At 37.8% G+C, this 14,660-nt stretch carries 18 protein-coding genes; all 18 read left to right on the top strand.

All coding sequences use genetic code 11. The features are described from left to right. Positions 1-30: 30 nt before the first annotated feature. Positions 31-810, top strand: a complete 780-nt coding sequence (gene codY / locus KMHG_RS02010) for a GTP-sensing pleiotropic transcriptional regulator CodY (RefSeq protein WP_010286429.1) — start codon at positions 31-33, stop codon at positions 808-810. Between the two features lie 462 nt (positions 811-1,272). Continuing rightward, complete coding sequence (gene flgB, locus KMHG_RS02005; protein WP_010286427.1) at positions 1,273-1,665, top strand: flagellar basal body rod protein FlgB; 393 nt, start codon at positions 1,273-1,275, stop codon at positions 1,663-1,665. A 2-nt stretch (positions 1,666-1,667) separates the two neighbouring features. Continuing rightward, complete coding sequence (gene flgC, locus KMHG_RS02000) at positions 1,668-2,132, top strand: flagellar basal body rod protein FlgC (protein WP_010286426.1); 465 nt, start codon at positions 1,668-1,670, stop codon at positions 2,130-2,132. A gap of 24 nt (positions 2,133-2,156) precedes the next feature. Then, positions 2,157-2,459, top strand: coding sequence for a flagellar hook-basal body complex protein FliE (gene fliE / locus KMHG_RS01995; RefSeq protein ID WP_010286424.1), 303 nt, complete (start codon positions 2,157-2,159; stop codon positions 2,457-2,459). A gap of 49 nt (positions 2,460-2,508) precedes the next feature. After that, entirely contained in the window at positions 2,509-4,110 is a 1,602-nt protein-coding gene (gene fliF / locus KMHG_RS01990) for a flagellar basal-body MS-ring/collar protein FliF (protein WP_010286422.1), read from the top strand. 15 nt (positions 4,111-4,125) lie between these two features. Further along, positions 4,126-5,142 (top strand): flagellar motor switch protein FliG, encoded by a 1,017-nt coding sequence (fliG, locus tag KMHG_RS01985; RefSeq protein WP_010286420.1) that lies wholly within the window; start codon positions 4,126-4,128, stop codon positions 5,140-5,142. Continuing rightward, positions 5,135-5,911 (top strand): FliH/SctL family protein, encoded by a 777-nt coding sequence (locus KMHG_RS01980; protein ID WP_010286419.1) that lies wholly within the window; start codon positions 5,135-5,137, stop codon positions 5,909-5,911. The genes fliG and KMHG_RS01980 overlap by 8 nt, the downstream gene beginning before the upstream one ends. 6 nt (positions 5,912-5,917) lie before the next feature. Further along, positions 5,918-7,240 (top strand): flagellar protein export ATPase FliI, encoded by a 1,323-nt coding sequence (gene fliI, locus KMHG_RS01975; protein WP_010286417.1) that lies wholly within the window; start codon positions 5,918-5,920, stop codon positions 7,238-7,240. Between the two features lie 2 nt (positions 7,241-7,242). Further along, on the top strand, positions 7,243-7,692 hold the full coding sequence (fliJ, locus tag KMHG_RS01970; RefSeq protein ID WP_010286412.1) for a flagellar export protein FliJ: 450 nt from the start codon (positions 7,243-7,245) through the stop codon (positions 7,690-7,692). A gap of 5 nt (positions 7,693-7,697) precedes the next feature. Continuing rightward, entirely contained in the window at positions 7,698-8,318 is a 621-nt protein-coding gene (locus tag KMHG_RS01965; protein ID WP_010286410.1) for a MotE family protein, read from the top strand. Between the two features lie 27 nt (positions 8,319-8,345). Further along, positions 8,346-9,713 carry a flagellar hook-length control protein FliK gene (locus KMHG_RS18275; RefSeq protein ID WP_010286406.1) on the top strand — a complete coding sequence of 456 codons (1,368 nt, stop codon included), beginning with the start codon at positions 8,346-8,348 and terminating at the stop codon, positions 9,711-9,713. Positions 9,714-9,716: 3 nt separating this feature from the next. Continuing rightward, positions 9,717-10,391 carry a flagellar hook assembly protein FlgD gene (locus KMHG_RS01955; RefSeq protein WP_238984659.1) on the top strand — a complete coding sequence of 225 codons (675 nt, stop codon included), beginning with the start codon at positions 9,717-9,719 and terminating at the stop codon, positions 10,389-10,391. Between the two features lie 5 nt (positions 10,392-10,396). Next, positions 10,397-10,756, top strand: coding sequence for a TIGR02530 family flagellar biosynthesis protein (locus KMHG_RS01950; RefSeq protein ID WP_010286401.1), 360 nt, complete (start codon positions 10,397-10,399; stop codon positions 10,754-10,756). A gap of 83 nt (positions 10,757-10,839) precedes the next feature. Beyond that, positions 10,840-11,634, top strand: a complete 795-nt coding sequence (gene flgG / locus KMHG_RS01945; RefSeq protein ID WP_010286400.1) for a flagellar basal body rod protein FlgG — start codon at positions 10,840-10,842, stop codon at positions 11,632-11,634. A 67-nt stretch (positions 11,635-11,701) separates the two neighbouring features. After that, on the top strand, positions 11,702-11,926 hold the full coding sequence (locus KMHG_RS01940) for a flagellar FlbD family protein (protein ID WP_026021973.1): 225 nt from the start codon (positions 11,702-11,704) through the stop codon (positions 11,924-11,926). Beyond that, positions 11,916-12,347, top strand: coding sequence for a flagellar basal body-associated protein FliL (gene fliL / locus KMHG_RS01935; RefSeq protein WP_010286394.1), 432 nt, complete (start codon positions 11,916-11,918; stop codon positions 12,345-12,347). Before KMHG_RS01940 ends, fliL begins: the two co-directional genes overlap by 11 nt. A gap of 32 nt (positions 12,348-12,379) precedes the next feature. Next, positions 12,380-13,378, top strand: coding sequence for a flagellar motor switch protein FliM (fliM, locus tag KMHG_RS01930; protein WP_010286392.1), 999 nt, complete (start codon positions 12,380-12,382; stop codon positions 13,376-13,378). Beyond that, the gene (gene fliY / locus KMHG_RS01925; RefSeq protein WP_026021972.1) at positions 13,371-14,660 is read left to right on the top strand and encodes a flagellar motor switch phosphatase FliY; all 1,290 of its coding nucleotides are present in this window, start codon (positions 13,371-13,373) and stop codon (positions 14,658-14,660) included. Before fliM ends, fliY begins: the two co-directional genes overlap by 8 nt.

Genomic DNA, 14,660 nt, shown 5'->3' with positions numbered 1-14,660 from the left:
GACAATTCAATCAGGAGGAACACTTTCATAATGAATTTATTAGCAAAAATTCGTAAAATTAACTCAATGCTTCAGGCTTCAGCAGGTAAACCTGTAAACTTCAAAGAAATGTCAGAAACACTTGGCGAAGTAATTGATAGCAATGTATATATCGTAAGCCGTAAAGGTAAATTACTTGGTCTTACTATCAACCAACAAATCGAAAACGAACGTATTCAAAAAATGTTTGAAGAACGCCGTTTCCCAGAAACATATACGAAAAACTTATATGATTTCCAAGAAACAGTTGCGAACATCGGCATTGACGATGAACACACAGTTTTCCCTGTTGAAAACAAAGAAACATTTAAAGAAGGTTTAACAACAATCGTACCAATCATCGGTGGTGGTGAACGTCTAGGTACACTTGTACTTGGTCGTATCGGTACTTCTTTCGAAGATGAAGATTTAGTATTAGCTGAATACGGTGCTACTGTAGTCGGTATGGAAATTTTACGTGAAAAAGCAGAAGAAATTGAAGTTGAAGCACGTTCAAAAGCTGTTGTTCAAATGGCAATCAATTCACTTTCTTACTCAGAGCTTGAAGCAATCGAACATATTTTTGAAGAACTAGACGGTTCTGAAGGTTTATTAGTTGCTTCTAAAATCGCAGACCGCGTTGGTATTACACGTTCAGTAATCGTAAACGCGTTACGTAAATTAGAATCTGCTGGTGTTATCGAATCACGCTCTCTAGGTATGAAAGGGACTTACATTAAAGTATTAAATAACAAGTTCTTAACTGCTCTAGAAGAAATTAAAATGCGCTAATCATTAAGTTAAAGCTGTGCAAACGTTGCGTTTGCACAGCTTTTTTAATTGGTTAAAAATTAAAAAAGGAAAAGCAATAAGAAAATTCAGAAAAAAGTACCAAAATGAATAGTGCTCACTTATTTTTAAGGAAAAATATTGCTTAAATTACATTAAGAAGCAAATATAATTTAAAAGGACTATATATTTATTTAATTTCCATTTATAGGAATGTTTAAATTGTCTACCAAAGCCCTATATGACAGTTTTTCATTATCCTGATAGTGTAAAAGAAATTGCCGAAATGTGTACGATATAGTGAAAATCACATTGTATGGTGAAATATATTTATCGAAAAATAGTATATACGGACTATTAAAAAAGCTCTGTAATGAATAGACACACTGTTGCTTATTTATTACAATTAACGTATTGATATTATAGTGCTTATTTTTCAATGGAAGATGGAGTGGGGTGAAGAAAGTGAGTTTATTTGATTCAACCATTAGTAATTTAGAATATGGATTAACGTACGCAACAACTAAGAATAAAGTAACGGCACAAAACATCGCCAATGTTGATACACCTAACTATAAAGCAAAAGATGTAAGTTTTTCAAAAATGTTGTCAGAAGCAAAAAATGCGAATCTTCAAGCATATCGTACAGACGATAAACATATGAATTTTACATCAAGTGCAGCGACGCCAGGAGTTTATAGCTATTCAAATTTAAGCTACCGCCAAAACGGTAACGGTGTCGATATGGATAAAGAACAAGCAAGTTTAGCGGAAAATACAATTTATTATAACGCGTTGATCGATCGTGTAAACGGTAAATTAAATTCATTACTAACAGTAGCTAAAGGAGGAAATTAATTTTGTCGATTTTCGGAAGTATGGAGACGACGGGTAGTGCATTAACTGCACAACGTTTGCGTATGGATGTCATTTCGTCTAACTTAGCAAACGTTGATACAACGCGTGCAAAACGAGTAGATGGAGAATGGGAACCGTACCGTCGTAAAACGGTGTCATTAACTGAACAACAATCTGGTCCAGCATTTTCAAATTATTTAAGTGCTGCGATCGGTAATAGTGATAAGTCAACAGGACGTGGTGTAAAAGTTACTTCTATTAATGAAGATAAAGAAACACCATTTAATTTAGTATACGATCCAACAGATCCTGATGCAGATGAAGATGGATATGTAAAAACATCTAATGTAGATACATTAAAAGAAATGACAAATTTAATTTCAGCCACGAGATCATATGAAGCGAACGTGACAGTTTTCAACGCAAATAAGTCAATGCTATCAAAAGCATTAGAGATTGGTAAATAAGCCAACATAGAGGAGTTGTAAAAAATGGCAGTGTCTTCAGTATCAGTGATGCAGCCTGTTACACCGGCAGTAACACAAGCAACATCAACAAATGATGTAAAATCAGACGCAAGTTTTAGCACGATGTTGAAAGATGCAATTAATAACGTGAGTGAGTTGCAAGCAACATCGGATATTTATACAAACAAATTAGTGAATGGACAAGATGTAGAGCTACAAGACGTAATGATTGCTGCACAAAAAGCAAACGTTACATTAAATACGGCTTTATCAGTTCGTAATAAAGCAGTAGAAGCTTACCAAGAAATTATGCGTATGAGCGTATAAGCTTTCTTTTTTTAATTACGATGCATTTACAAGTAACCGGAGGCATAAAATGAATGAAAGACTAAATAACATTAAAACGAAATTCTCTGGATTTTGGGGAAGTCGTTCGAAAAAGCAAAAAATTGCGTTGATTAGTAGTATCGTCATCGTACTAGCCGTCGCAGCGATAATTACATATTTTGCAACCCGCGTTACTTATAAACCTTTGTATGCTAACTTAACGACGACAGAAGTCGGACAAATTAAGGAGCAGTTAGATGCACAAGGCGTTAAGTATGAACTTGGAGAAGGCGGAACGACGATTTTAGTACCGGAAGATCAAGCTGATGATTTACTTGTAAGCTTAGCATCACAAGGTTATCCGAAATCAGGTGAAATTGATTATTCATTCTTCTCTGAGAACGCGGGCTTTGGTATGACGGACAACGAATTCAATGTTTTAAAAGTTGCATCTGTTCAAAGTGAATTGGCGAAATTATTAAAACAAATGGATGGCATTAATGATGCGAAAGTGATGCTATCAATTCCGGAATCAAGCGCCTTTGTTTCAAGCAAAGAAGATGCAGAAGCGGCAAGCGCATCTATCGTGTTAGATACAGCAGCAGGTCAACAGTTTTCAGATGACCAAATTAAAACATTATATAATTTAGTATCAAAATCAGTGCCAAATTTAAGCACAGATAATATCGTGATTACAAACCAATACAATGAATATTTCGATTTAGCGTCAGACTCACTTGGAAACGGCGGTTCAGGTAGTGCCGCGAACCAATTAGCAGTGAAAAAGCAAATTGAAAAAGATTTACAACGTCAAGTTCAATCACTATTAAGCAACATTATGGGTGCTGGTAAAGCGGTTGTTACAGTAACATCAGATATCGATTTCACACAAGAAAAACGTACTGAGAACTTAGTTGAGCCAGTAGATAAAGAAAATATTGCTGGTATCGCAATTAGCGCTCAAAAAATTTCTGAAACATATTCTGGCGCTGCAGCAGCTGCAGCAGGTACAGCGGAAGCAGATGATGCAACTGATAACTTTACAAGTTATCAAGAAAACGGTAATGGTGATTCAGGAGATTATGAAAAAACAGAAGAAACTGTCAATAATGAAGTGAATCGTATTAAAAAACAAATTACAGAAAGCCCATATCGCGTACGTGATTTAGGCATTCAAGTAGTCATTGAACCACCAACGGCTGATGATCCATCATCATTATCAAATGATACAGAAACAGCAGTACAAGATATGTTAGCATCAGTCGTACGTACATCTATTGATAAAAACTCAGCGGGAGAATTATCAAATGCAGACGTACAGAAAAAAGTAACAGTTTCTGTGCAACAGTTAAATGGTAAAGCTGATATGACAGCAGCGAAAGATTCAGCAATTCCTTGGTGGATTTGGGTTATTGGTGGGATCTTAGTTGTAGCAATCGGTTTACTCGTATTCTTTATGATTCGTTCTCGCCGTCAAGCAGAAGAATATGATGAAGATGAATATTACGATGATGAAGAAATGGAAGTTGAAGAGATTGCGAGTGAGCAAGATTCAGAATCTACTGTTCGTCGTAAACAACTAGAAAAAATGGCAAAAGATAAGCCAGAAGAATTTGCGAAATTATTACGCACATGGATTTCAGAAGACTAATGGGGGGAATAAGCTTTGGCAGCAAAAAAAGATAAAGAGCTTTCTGGTAAACAAAAAGCAGCACTCCTATTAATCTCATTAGGACCTGAAGTTTCCGCAGCTGTGTATAAACATTTATCCGAAGAGGAAATTGAACGTTTAACACTTGAAATTTCAGGCGTGAAAAAAGTAGAACCAGAAGTAAAAGAAGAAATTATTGAAGAGTTTCATAACATTGCGCTCGCGCAAGACTACATCTCTCAAGGCGGTATTGGTTATGCGAAAACTGTCCTTGAAAAAGCACTTGGTAATGAACAAGCACAACAAATTATTAATCGTTTAACATCGTCGCTACAAGTTCGTCCATTCGACTTTGCGAGACGTACAGACCCAACACAAATTTTCAACTTTATTCAAAATGAGCATCCACAAACAATTGCATTAATCTTATCGTACTTAGAACCGCAACAAGCGGGTACGATCTTGTCTTCACTTCCGCAAGAAGTGCAAGCAGATATTGCAAAACGTATCGCAACGATGGAATCGACATCACCAGAAGTAATTAGCGAAATTGAGTCTGTATTAGAACGTAAATTATCATCTACTGTGACACAAGATTACACTGAAACCGGCGGCGTAGATGCAGTCGTTGAAGTACTGAATGGTGTAGACCGTCAGACAGAAAAAACGATTCTCGATGCGCTCGAAATTCAAGATCCAGAGCTTGCCGAAGAAATCAAAAAGCGTATGTTTGTATTCGAAGATCTTGTTACACTCGACAATCGTTCAATTCAACGTGTTATCCGCGATGTGGAAAACGAAGACTTACTGCTTTCAATGAAAGTATCAAGCGAAGAAGTCAAAGATATTTTATTCAAAAATATGTCGCAACGTATGGCCGAAACGTTCAAAGAAGATATGGAAGTTATGGGTCCTGTTCGTCTGCGTGACGTTGAAGAAGCACAATCACGTATCGTTGCCGTTACGCGTCGTTTAGAAGATGCAGGTGAAATCATTATCGCACGTGGTGGAGGAGATGACATCATTGTCTAGAATTTATCGTCCAGGGGATCCTGAAATATCTAATATTCGTACGATAGAAATTCGAGAATTGATCGTTCCAACGACTAGTAATGAAGAAGAGGAAATCGTGCCGAACGTCTCACTTGAACAAGTGTACGCAGAACGAGATCGTATGCTTGAAGAAGTGCGTGCTCAAATCGATGCAGAACGTGCAGCATTTCAAGCAGAATGCGACGCGCAACAGCAAGCATTAATGGATGCGAAACTTGCGTGGGAAGAGGAAAAGATGCAACTTCAGCAGCAAGCATATGATGAGGGGTTTGCACAAGGAATGGAAGACGGTCGTCAAAAAGCACTTGAAAATATGTCACAAGATATTCAAACGGCGAATGAGACGATGGCACAAGCTGAACAAAATGCCCTCGCTTATTTAGACAGACAAGAAGGTGTCATTTTAGAGCTTGCCATTCGTTCTGCAGAGCGTATTTTAAATGATACGTTGTCTGAAGATAGCAGTCGTTTTACGCCAATTATCGAACGCGCATTAAAAGAAGTACGTGAAAGTGATTTTGTTAAAATTTATGTTTCTGCAAACAATCATCAATTGTTGACAGAAAATCGCAATGAACTCGTTGCAATGTTTCCGCCAGACATGCCATTTATGATTTTTATTGACGATACGCTGTCTGATACAGAAAGTTACATCGATACGAATCATGGGCGTTTAATGGCGAGCGTGGATGCCCAATTAAACGAATTACGTTATCATTTAGGCACAATTTTAGAGAATGTGGAGTGATTTTAAATGAAGGCTGTTGAATTATTAGAACAATTGCAAGCAGTACCGACATTTAAAAAATACGGCCGCGTTACGCGCGTTGTCGGTTTGATGTTAGAGTCTCAAGGACCTGAAAGTTCAATTGGTGACGTATGTAAAATTCACGTACATTCTGCACATGCAGGGCATCAAGAAATTTTAGCAGAAGTTGTTGGGTTTCGTGATGAAACGGTTGTCTTGATGCCATTTACTTCACTTCGCGATATTTCGATTGGCTGTCTCGTTGAAAGTACGAATAAGCCGCTTGAAATTAAAGTGGGCACTGAGTTAATTGGCAAAATTTTAGACCCGATGGGGAACCCACTAGACGGGTCTTCTTTACCGAAAGGGCTCGCTACAGTAGATACGGAAGGCGAACCCCCTAATCCTCTTACCCGTCCACCGATTAATGAAACATTAGAAGTCGGTGTGAAAGCAATTGATGGATTACTAACAGTAGGTAAAGGTCAACGTATCGGTATTTTTGCCGGTTCTGGTGTCGGTAAATCGACGTTACTCGGTATGATTGCACGAAATACGACGGCCGACTTAAATGTGATTGCATTAATCGGGGAACGTGGTCGTGAAGTACGTGAGTTTATTGAGCGTGATTTAGGTCCAGAAGGGTTAAAACGTTCTATCGTCGTTGCTGCAACGTCAGATCAACCTGCATTGATGCGGATTAAAGGGGCTTTCACAGCGACAGCTATCGCAGAGTACTTCCGTAACAAAGGTTTAAACGTTATGTTAATGATGGACTCCGTAACACGTGTCGCAATGGCACAACGTGAAGTAGGATTAGCAACGGGAGAGCCACCTGCACAAAAAGGTTATACGCCATCTGTATTTGCGATTTTACCGCGTCTATTGGAGCGTACAGGTACAAATGAATACGGTTCGATTACTGCGTTCTACACAGTGTTAGTAGATGGGGACGATATGAATGAACCGATTGCCGATACGGTCCGAGGGATTTTGGACGGACATATTGTACTTGATCGTACGCTCGCCAATAAAGGACAATATCCGGCGATCAATGTGTTAAAAAGCGTCAGCCGTTTAATGAACGCGATTGCCGATCCCGAACATAAAAAGGCAGCGGAAAAATTACGTGAACTTTATTTCACGTATAACAAATCAGAGGACTTAATTAATATAGGCGCTTATAAACGTGGTACGTCAAAAGAAATTGATGAAGCAATCTTTTATGAGCCCCTTATTACAGAGTTTTTAAAACAAGGTTATTTAGAACCCGTATCGTTAAATGATACGGTGGCACAATTAATTCATCTTGCAAATCGTGGAGGCTAAACATGTCAAATTATCGCTATCGCTTTGATTCTATTATGGTCGTAAAAGAACAAGAAAAAAATGAAATTGAGATGGCTTATAAAGAGGCTGTTCAACATTTTGAAACGGTTGCGACTAATTTATATGATGCATTAAAACGAAAAGAAAATTTAATTGATAGCCAAGCACAACGTATGCAACAAGGTTTAAGCATTCAAGAAATGCATAACAATGCCCATTTTCTAGAAAGCATGGAACATACGATTGCAGATTTACAAAATAAAGTTGTACAAGCGCGTTCTAAAATGGAATGGTACGAAGAAAAGTTACTAGAACAAACGTTAGAATGTCGCAAGTACGAAAAAATGCGAGAGAAAGATTACGCGGCATTTCAACAAAAAGAAAATCGTTTAGAAATGTTGCAATTAGATGAGCTTTCTCAAATCGCTCATTACAATAAAGAAGCTAGGTGATTCGATTGGCACAGACAAAGAAGAAACCGACAAAAGGGAAACGTCCGACAAAAGGCGTTGAACCAGCACAAGAAAAGAAACCTGGGAAATTCCAAAAAGTATTTTTCTGGTTTATCATTCCGTTATTATTTGCTTCAGCTATTTTGCTCATCATTTTACAAATCACAGGTACAAACGTATTTGAAAAAGCGAAAGACCTTGCGGGTATTACGCAAAGCGCTGATAAAAAAGGTGCGACAAACGATAACTATGAGCAACAAATTGTTAGTTTGAAATCTCAACTGCAAGAAAAAGACGCAGAGATCAAAATGATGCAGGACCAAATTGATGAGCAACGTGCTCGTGCAAAAAAAGTGACGATTGAGAAAAAACGTTTGAATAAAGAAATTAGAAAATTAAAATCGGCTGAACATGATGCATCAGCAACGATTGATTCACTCGTTGCAACGTATGAGCAAATGCGACCGAAATCAGCAGCACCAGCGCTAGTAGCATTAAAAGATTCAGAAGCGATTGAAATTATGCGCCGTTTAAAAACGGAAACGTTAGCAGCGATTTTAGAAAAAATGTCTGCAGATGACGCAGCACGTTTCACACGTCTATTAGCAGAACGAACAGGGAATTAATCATTTTATTTGAAAGGAGGTGAACATATGAATATCGCAACATTACAGTTAGCTTCAGCAGGTCAACAGCCATTAAGTACAGCACAAGGCGGTCAATCAGGTCAAACAACAAGTTTTGCTGAAACGCTAAATGCTGCTTCTACTCAAACAGCAACAAACACAGTAGATGAAACAGTTGATACGACTGCGACACCGACTGATGGAGAAGCTTCAAAGGGCTTACAACTCGAATTAGGGCTAAGCGCTTTATTAGGGAAACCTCAAACAGCGCAAGATGCAACAGATATTGATGTGACGGAAGTGTTAAATGCGACGTCTTTAGCAGATTTAGGTGTTGAGGTTACTGATGTGGATTTAGCAACAGGCACGCAACCACTTACGCTAGACGCTATTGCAGAAACATTGAATATCGATGTTGATACGTTAACAAAAACGTTGAGTGACTTAATAGGGGAAGAAGTAACAGGTGATCAATTGTTTGATGTATTAAATCAAATTGATCAAAATGTTCAAACGTTCGTTCAAAATTTATCAAATGCATTAGCTGGTAAAGGGGACGTATCAAAAAGTGCTGCACATGATGTGACAAAGTTATTAAAGTTCATTGAAATCGCAGCACCTAAAACGGATTTAGCGTTAAAGCAAGAAATGCAAGTTTCACAATTGAAAGATTGGATGTCATCTATCGCTTCACGTGTAACTGAAACATCACAAACGAGTAAAGATGTGAAAAATATGCTGAAGCAATCACCTGTACAAATTCAAATTTCAAACACAGACATTGCTACACAACCTACGAAGATGGCTGCGCAGACGACGTCAATAGTTACAAAACCGGTCGTAGCAACGTCAATGGCGAATGTAACGGAGGTAGAAGCTCCATCAGCTTCTTCTGAGCCATTAGGAAATGCAACGGCAAAAGTAGTACCCCAAACGACAACTGTAACATTTAAGTTGCCACAGTCTACACCAGCTTCACAAGCAGCAAGTTTTGTTGAAAAATTTGAGCAAGTGATGAGCCGTAGTCAAATGGCGAATAATGCGCAAGGTCAACGTTTGTTAATTAAATTGTATCCAGAACAACTAGGCTCTGTACGTATTGAATTTATGCAAAAAGACGGCGTCATGTCAGCGCGTATTTTAACGTCGACAGCAGCTGGTAAACAGATGATTGAAGGTCAATTAAACCAATTAAAATCAGGTTTAGCAAACCAAAATATTCAGTTAGATCGCATCGATATTTCTCAAGCATTATCAGAACCAGGGCGTAGTGAGCAACGTGGTCAGCAGTTTAATCAACAACATAGCGCTCACCAACAAGCAAATGAGCGTCAAGAGCAACAAGAAGAGGAAGAGTTTTCGTTTGAAGAATTATTAGCAGAATTAGAGGTGTAAATGATGTCAACAACGATTCAAAAGCAATATGGGTTAGTAACAAACAAAACAAACGTTGTGTCTGATAGTGGAGGTTCGAAGTTAAATAAAGATGACTTTTTACAATTACTTGTAAAACAATTACAAAACCAAGACCCATCGAATCCGATGGATAACTCTGAATATATTTCACAATTAGCACAGTTCTCTTCTCTAGAACAAATGCAAAACGTTGCATCATCGATTGATAATTTAACATCGATTACGCAGCAGTCACAAATGATTCAATTTAATTCATTTGTCGGAAAAACTGTGAAATATCACGTTGCAAGTACAGATCAATCAGCGACAAACGAATCGACGGTTGAATCAGGTACGAGCAAAATTACAAGTATTCAGTATGATGGTACTTCTGCTAAATTCGTGTTAGAAAACGGTAAAAAGATTGAAGCATCAAATATTTCAGAAGTGCTTTCTGGTGATAGTACGACAAGTGGTGTAACGATGCCGAGTACAAATTCACTTGTTGATTCAAGTATGTTGATCGGTAAAAATATCACATTTACAGACGATGAAGGTAACGAAAAAACAGCTGAAGTACAATCTGTATCGCGTAAAGATGGTCAAGTCGTATTCAATGTTGATGGTGGACTTAAAGTGACGGAAGCACAAATTTCAGCAATTGCACAGAAAGCTTAAATACATTGCGTTATATTCAACCACTCCAACCACATAATGTCCAACAAGCTCCAACCATTCATCATACGACGCCGAAACAACGCTTTAGTGAAATACTTGAGCAGCAAAGTGAATTAAAAGTAAGCAAACATGCTGCGCAGAGGTTAGAACAAAGACATATCCAAATCAATGCAAATGATTGGCAACGTATTACCGATAAAGTGTTAGAAGCAAGAACAAAAGGTGTAAAAGAGCCGCTTGTCATTACGAAAGATGCAACGATGATCGTCAGTGCGAAAAATATGACAGTCATCACAGCGATGAGTAAGCAAGAGGCAAGCAATCAATTATTTACAAATATTGATGGCACGATTATTTTATCATAAGGCAGGACCTGTAAAAGGGTGCCTTCGTATTACCGAATGACAGAGGTAATATACTTTTTAAAATCGAAGGGAGAAAAATTATTATGTTACGTTCAATGTATTCAGGCGTGAGTGGCTTACGCAATTTCCAAACGAAGTTAGATGTAATTGGTAACAATATTTCAAATGTTAACACGTATGGTTTCAAAAAAGGTCGTGTGACATTTAAAGATCTAATTTCACAAACAACTGCAGGTGCAGGTGCAGCAACAGATACGATGGGTGGTACAAACCCGAAACAAATCGGTTTAGGTTCAGCAGTTGCATCAATCGATACAATTACGGATCAGTCGTCATTGCAAACGACAAACCGCGTACTTGATGTTGCCATTCAAGGTGATGGTTACTTTAAAGTAGCGAAAAATGATGAACAAATGTTCACGCGTGCTGGTAACTTTTACTTAGACGCTGCTGGTAACCTTGTAACGAGTGATGGTGCGTACGTTCAAACGACAGACAGTGCCAACATTACAATCCCACTAGAAGCAACTGAAGTATCAATTGCACAAGATGGTACAGTTAACTATGTTGATGAAACAGGCGCATTACAATCGTTAGGTCAAATCGGCGTATTCCGTTTTGCGAACCCAGGTGGTTTAACGAAAAATGGTGCGAACTATTACACACCATCAGCGAACTCTGGTGAGCCAAGTGATGAAGGTGTACCAGGACAAAATGGTAACGGTACGCTTCAATCAGGTTTCTTAGAAATGTCTAACGTAGACTTATCTGAAGAATTTACGGAGATGATCGTCGCACAACGTGCCTTCCAATCAAACTCACGTATTATTACAACATCGGACGAAATTTTACAAGAGCTTGTAAACTTAAAACGATAATGTAGTTTAACCCTTTTTGTTCAGAAAGGAGGAAGGGCTAGCAGCAGTGCTTAGCCCTATCCATTTTATGATTGCACTAACCAAATTAAATGGTAAGACGTTCTCACTTAATGCATTATACATAGAATCGGTCGAGGAGTTTCCTGATACAACGATTACGTTAACGACCGGTCGCAAATATGTTGTATTAGAACCCGAGAGCGAAGTAGTATCTCGTATGCAAGCATTTTATCGAGATGTTCAACTCCTATCAAATCCGCATTTAAGAGGTGAAAAAGACAATGAAGAATAAAATTTTAACGATCACACTGGTCATTTTAGTGTCGATTACACTCATCGGGGTTGTAGCTTTCGTCGTGATCACACAAATTGGTGGTAAAGATGACACTGCAAATGCGGAGCCAGATATCGATACAGTATTAAAATCTTCAGTCGACGTCGAAGAGCTTACGACGAATTTAAAAGGTAGCGGTTTCGTAAAAATCTCACTAAAAGTCCAAACGGATAGTAAAGATGCTGCTGAAGAATTATTAAAACGCGATTTCCAAATGAAAGATATTTTAATTGAAGAACTTTCAGAGTTAACCGCGCAAGATTTAGAAGGTAAAAAAGGTAAAGAAGTGTTACAAAGCACACTAAAAACAAAATTTAATGAATTAATGCAAGAAGGTCAAATTCAACGCGTTTACATTACATCTTGTATTATTCAATAAAATTTGATAAGAACTTTTAAGGAGGTGGGCAAATGGCCGGAGATGTGTTATCACAATCCGAAATTGATGCATTGTTATCAGCGTTATCTACGGGTGAAATGACAGCGGAAGATATAAAAAAAGAAGAAGAAGCGAAAAAAGTAAAAGTATATGACTTTAAACGTGCACTTCGCTTTTCAAAAGATCAGATTCGTAGTTTAACTCGTATTCATGAAAACTTTGCACGCCTATTAACAACTTATTTTTCTGCCCAGCTACGTAGTTATGTTCAAATAACAGTTGCATCGGTCGACCAAATTCCATTTGAAGAATTTATTCGTTCGATTCCAAACATTACTTTAATTAACGTATTTGAAGTACCCCCATTAGATGGTAATATCTTAATGGAAATCAATCCTAACATTGCTTATTCAATGTTAGATCGCTTAATGGGTGGTGTAGGAACGAGCCATAGTAACGTCGATAACTTAACAGAAATCGAACAAAAAATTATGACGAACCTATTTGAGCGTTCTTTTGATAATTTACGTGAAGCATGGGCAAACATTGCGGACATTGACCCGATTTTAACGGAATTAGAGGTCAATCCACAATTCCTACAAATGATTTCTCCGAATGAAACAGTAGTTGTTATTTCATTTAACTCTATTATTGGAGAAACTAGTGGTATGATTAACATTTGTATCCCACATGTTGTATTAGAACCAATTGTTCCAAATTTATCTGTCCGTTACTGGATGCAGTCAAATACGAAGGAAAATTCACCTGAGCAAAAAATGAATATTGAAAGCAATATTCGCAACTCAGAAGTAAGTGTGGTAGCTGAATTAGGTTCAGCGCACATTAGTATTGAAGACTTCTTATTTTTACAACGCGGTGACGTGATTCAGTTAGATCAAAATATTTCACAACCATTAACAGTTAAAGTGGACAATATTCCAAAATTTACGGCACAGCCTGGTAAGTTGAAAAAACATATGGCTGTACAAGTAATTGAGTCTTTGAAAGGAGGAGACGACGATGATGAGTGATGATATGTTATCACAAGAAGAAATTGAGGCATTGCTTCGTGGTGAATCAATTGATGGCGGTGATGATAAAAATGATGATGCGTCTGCTCAAAAAGAACAGTATAATGTAGAAGATTATTTAGATGCGATGTCACAAGATGCACTAGGTGAGATTGGTAATATTTCATTCGGTAGTTCGGCGACAGCTCTATCTGCATTACTAGGACAAAAAGTAGATATTACGACACCAACAATTACAATGATTAATCGTGATAAATTGGAGGATGAATTCCCACATCCGTACGTTGCGATTCAAGTGCAATACACGACGGGCTTAACAGGTATGAACTTACTTGTCATTAAGCAATCGGATGCAGCAATTATTGCAGATTTAATGTTAGGTGGAGATGGTTTAAATCCATCTGATGAATTAGGTGAAATTCACTTAAGCGCTGTACAAGAAGCAATGAATCAAATGATGGGTTCTGCAGCGACTTCAATGTCGACAATATTCAATAAAAAGGTAGATATTTCACCACCTTCTATCGATTTAATGAACATTCGCGAAAATGAAGGCTCAGAAAATATTCCTGAAGATGATTTATTAGTACGCGTATCGTTCCGTTTACGTATCGGTGAATTAATCGATTCAAACATTATGCAACTATTACCGTTGAAATTTAGCCAAACGTTAGTAGAAGAATTGCTAAATCCTGCACCAGTCGAAGAACCTGTACAACAAGTTGAAGAAGCAGCTCCTGCTGTGGCACAACCTGAAGTAGAACAACCGATGATGCAACAAGCACCTATGCAGCAAGAAATGCCTCAACAACCAATGATGCAACAAAACATGGGTATGCCAATGCAACAACCGATGATGCAACAGGATATGTCACAAATGCAACAACCAATGATGCAACAAAACATGGGTATGCCGATGCAACAATCGATGTATGCACAACCTCAATATCAGCAACAACAAATGAATGTGCAACAAGCGCAATTCGCTGAGTTTACACAACCTTCATTAAAACAAACAGAAGCGCGTAACTTAAACATGTTAATGGATATCCCATTACAAGTAACGGTTGAATTAGGCCGTACGAAACGTTCAGTGAAAGATATTCTAGAGCTTGTTAGTGGTTCAATTATCGAATTAGATAAATTAGCTGGTGAACCAGTAGATATTTTAGTAAATAGCCGCTTAATTGCTAAAGGTGAAGTAGTCGTTATCGATGAAAACTTCGGTGTACGAATTACGGATATTTTAAGTAAAGCAGATCGACTAAATAATTTACGATAA

It is taken from the genome of Kurthia massiliensis (genome assembly GCF_000285555.1).
Taxonomy (GTDB): domain Bacteria; phylum Bacillota; class Bacilli; order Bacillales_A; family Planococcaceae; genus Kurthia; species Kurthia massiliensis.
This window is presented reverse-complemented; position numbering and strand designations above follow the sequence as displayed.

Coding starts and splice junctions, on each gene's coding strand:
- codY (WP_010286429.1), top strand. CDS start 31: ATGAATTTATTAGCAAAAATTCGTAAAATTAACTCAATGCTTCAGGCT.
- fliE (WP_010286424.1), top strand. CDS start 2,157: ATGGCAGTGTCTTCAGTATCAGTGATGCAGCCTGTTACACCGGCAGTA.
- fliF (WP_010286422.1), top strand. CDS start 2,509: ATGAATGAAAGACTAAATAACATTAAAACGAAATTCTCTGGATTTTGG.
- fliI (WP_010286417.1), top strand. CDS start 5,918: ATGAAGGCTGTTGAATTATTAGAACAATTGCAAGCAGTACCGACATTT.
- fliJ (WP_010286412.1), top strand. CDS start 7,243: ATGTCAAATTATCGCTATCGCTTTGATTCTATTATGGTCGTAAAAGAA.
- KMHG_RS18275 (WP_010286406.1), top strand. CDS start 8,346: ATGAATATCGCAACATTACAGTTAGCTTCAGCAGGTCAACAGCCATTA.
- KMHG_RS01955 (WP_238984659.1), top strand. CDS start 9,717: ATGTCAACAACGATTCAAAAGCAATATGGGTTAGTAACAAACAAAACA.
- flgG (WP_010286400.1), top strand. CDS start 10,840: ATGTTACGTTCAATGTATTCAGGCGTGAGTGGCTTACGCAATTTCCAA.
- KMHG_RS01940 (WP_026021973.1), top strand. CDS start 11,702: ATGATTGCACTAACCAAATTAAATGGTAAGACGTTCTCACTTAATGCA.
- fliL (WP_010286394.1), top strand. CDS start 11,916: ATGAAGAATAAAATTTTAACGATCACACTGGTCATTTTAGTGTCGATT.
- fliM (WP_010286392.1), top strand. CDS start 12,380: ATGGCCGGAGATGTGTTATCACAATCCGAAATTGATGCATTGTTATCA.
- fliY (WP_026021972.1), top strand. CDS start 13,371: ATGAGTGATGATATGTTATCACAAGAAGAAATTGAGGCATTGCTTCGT.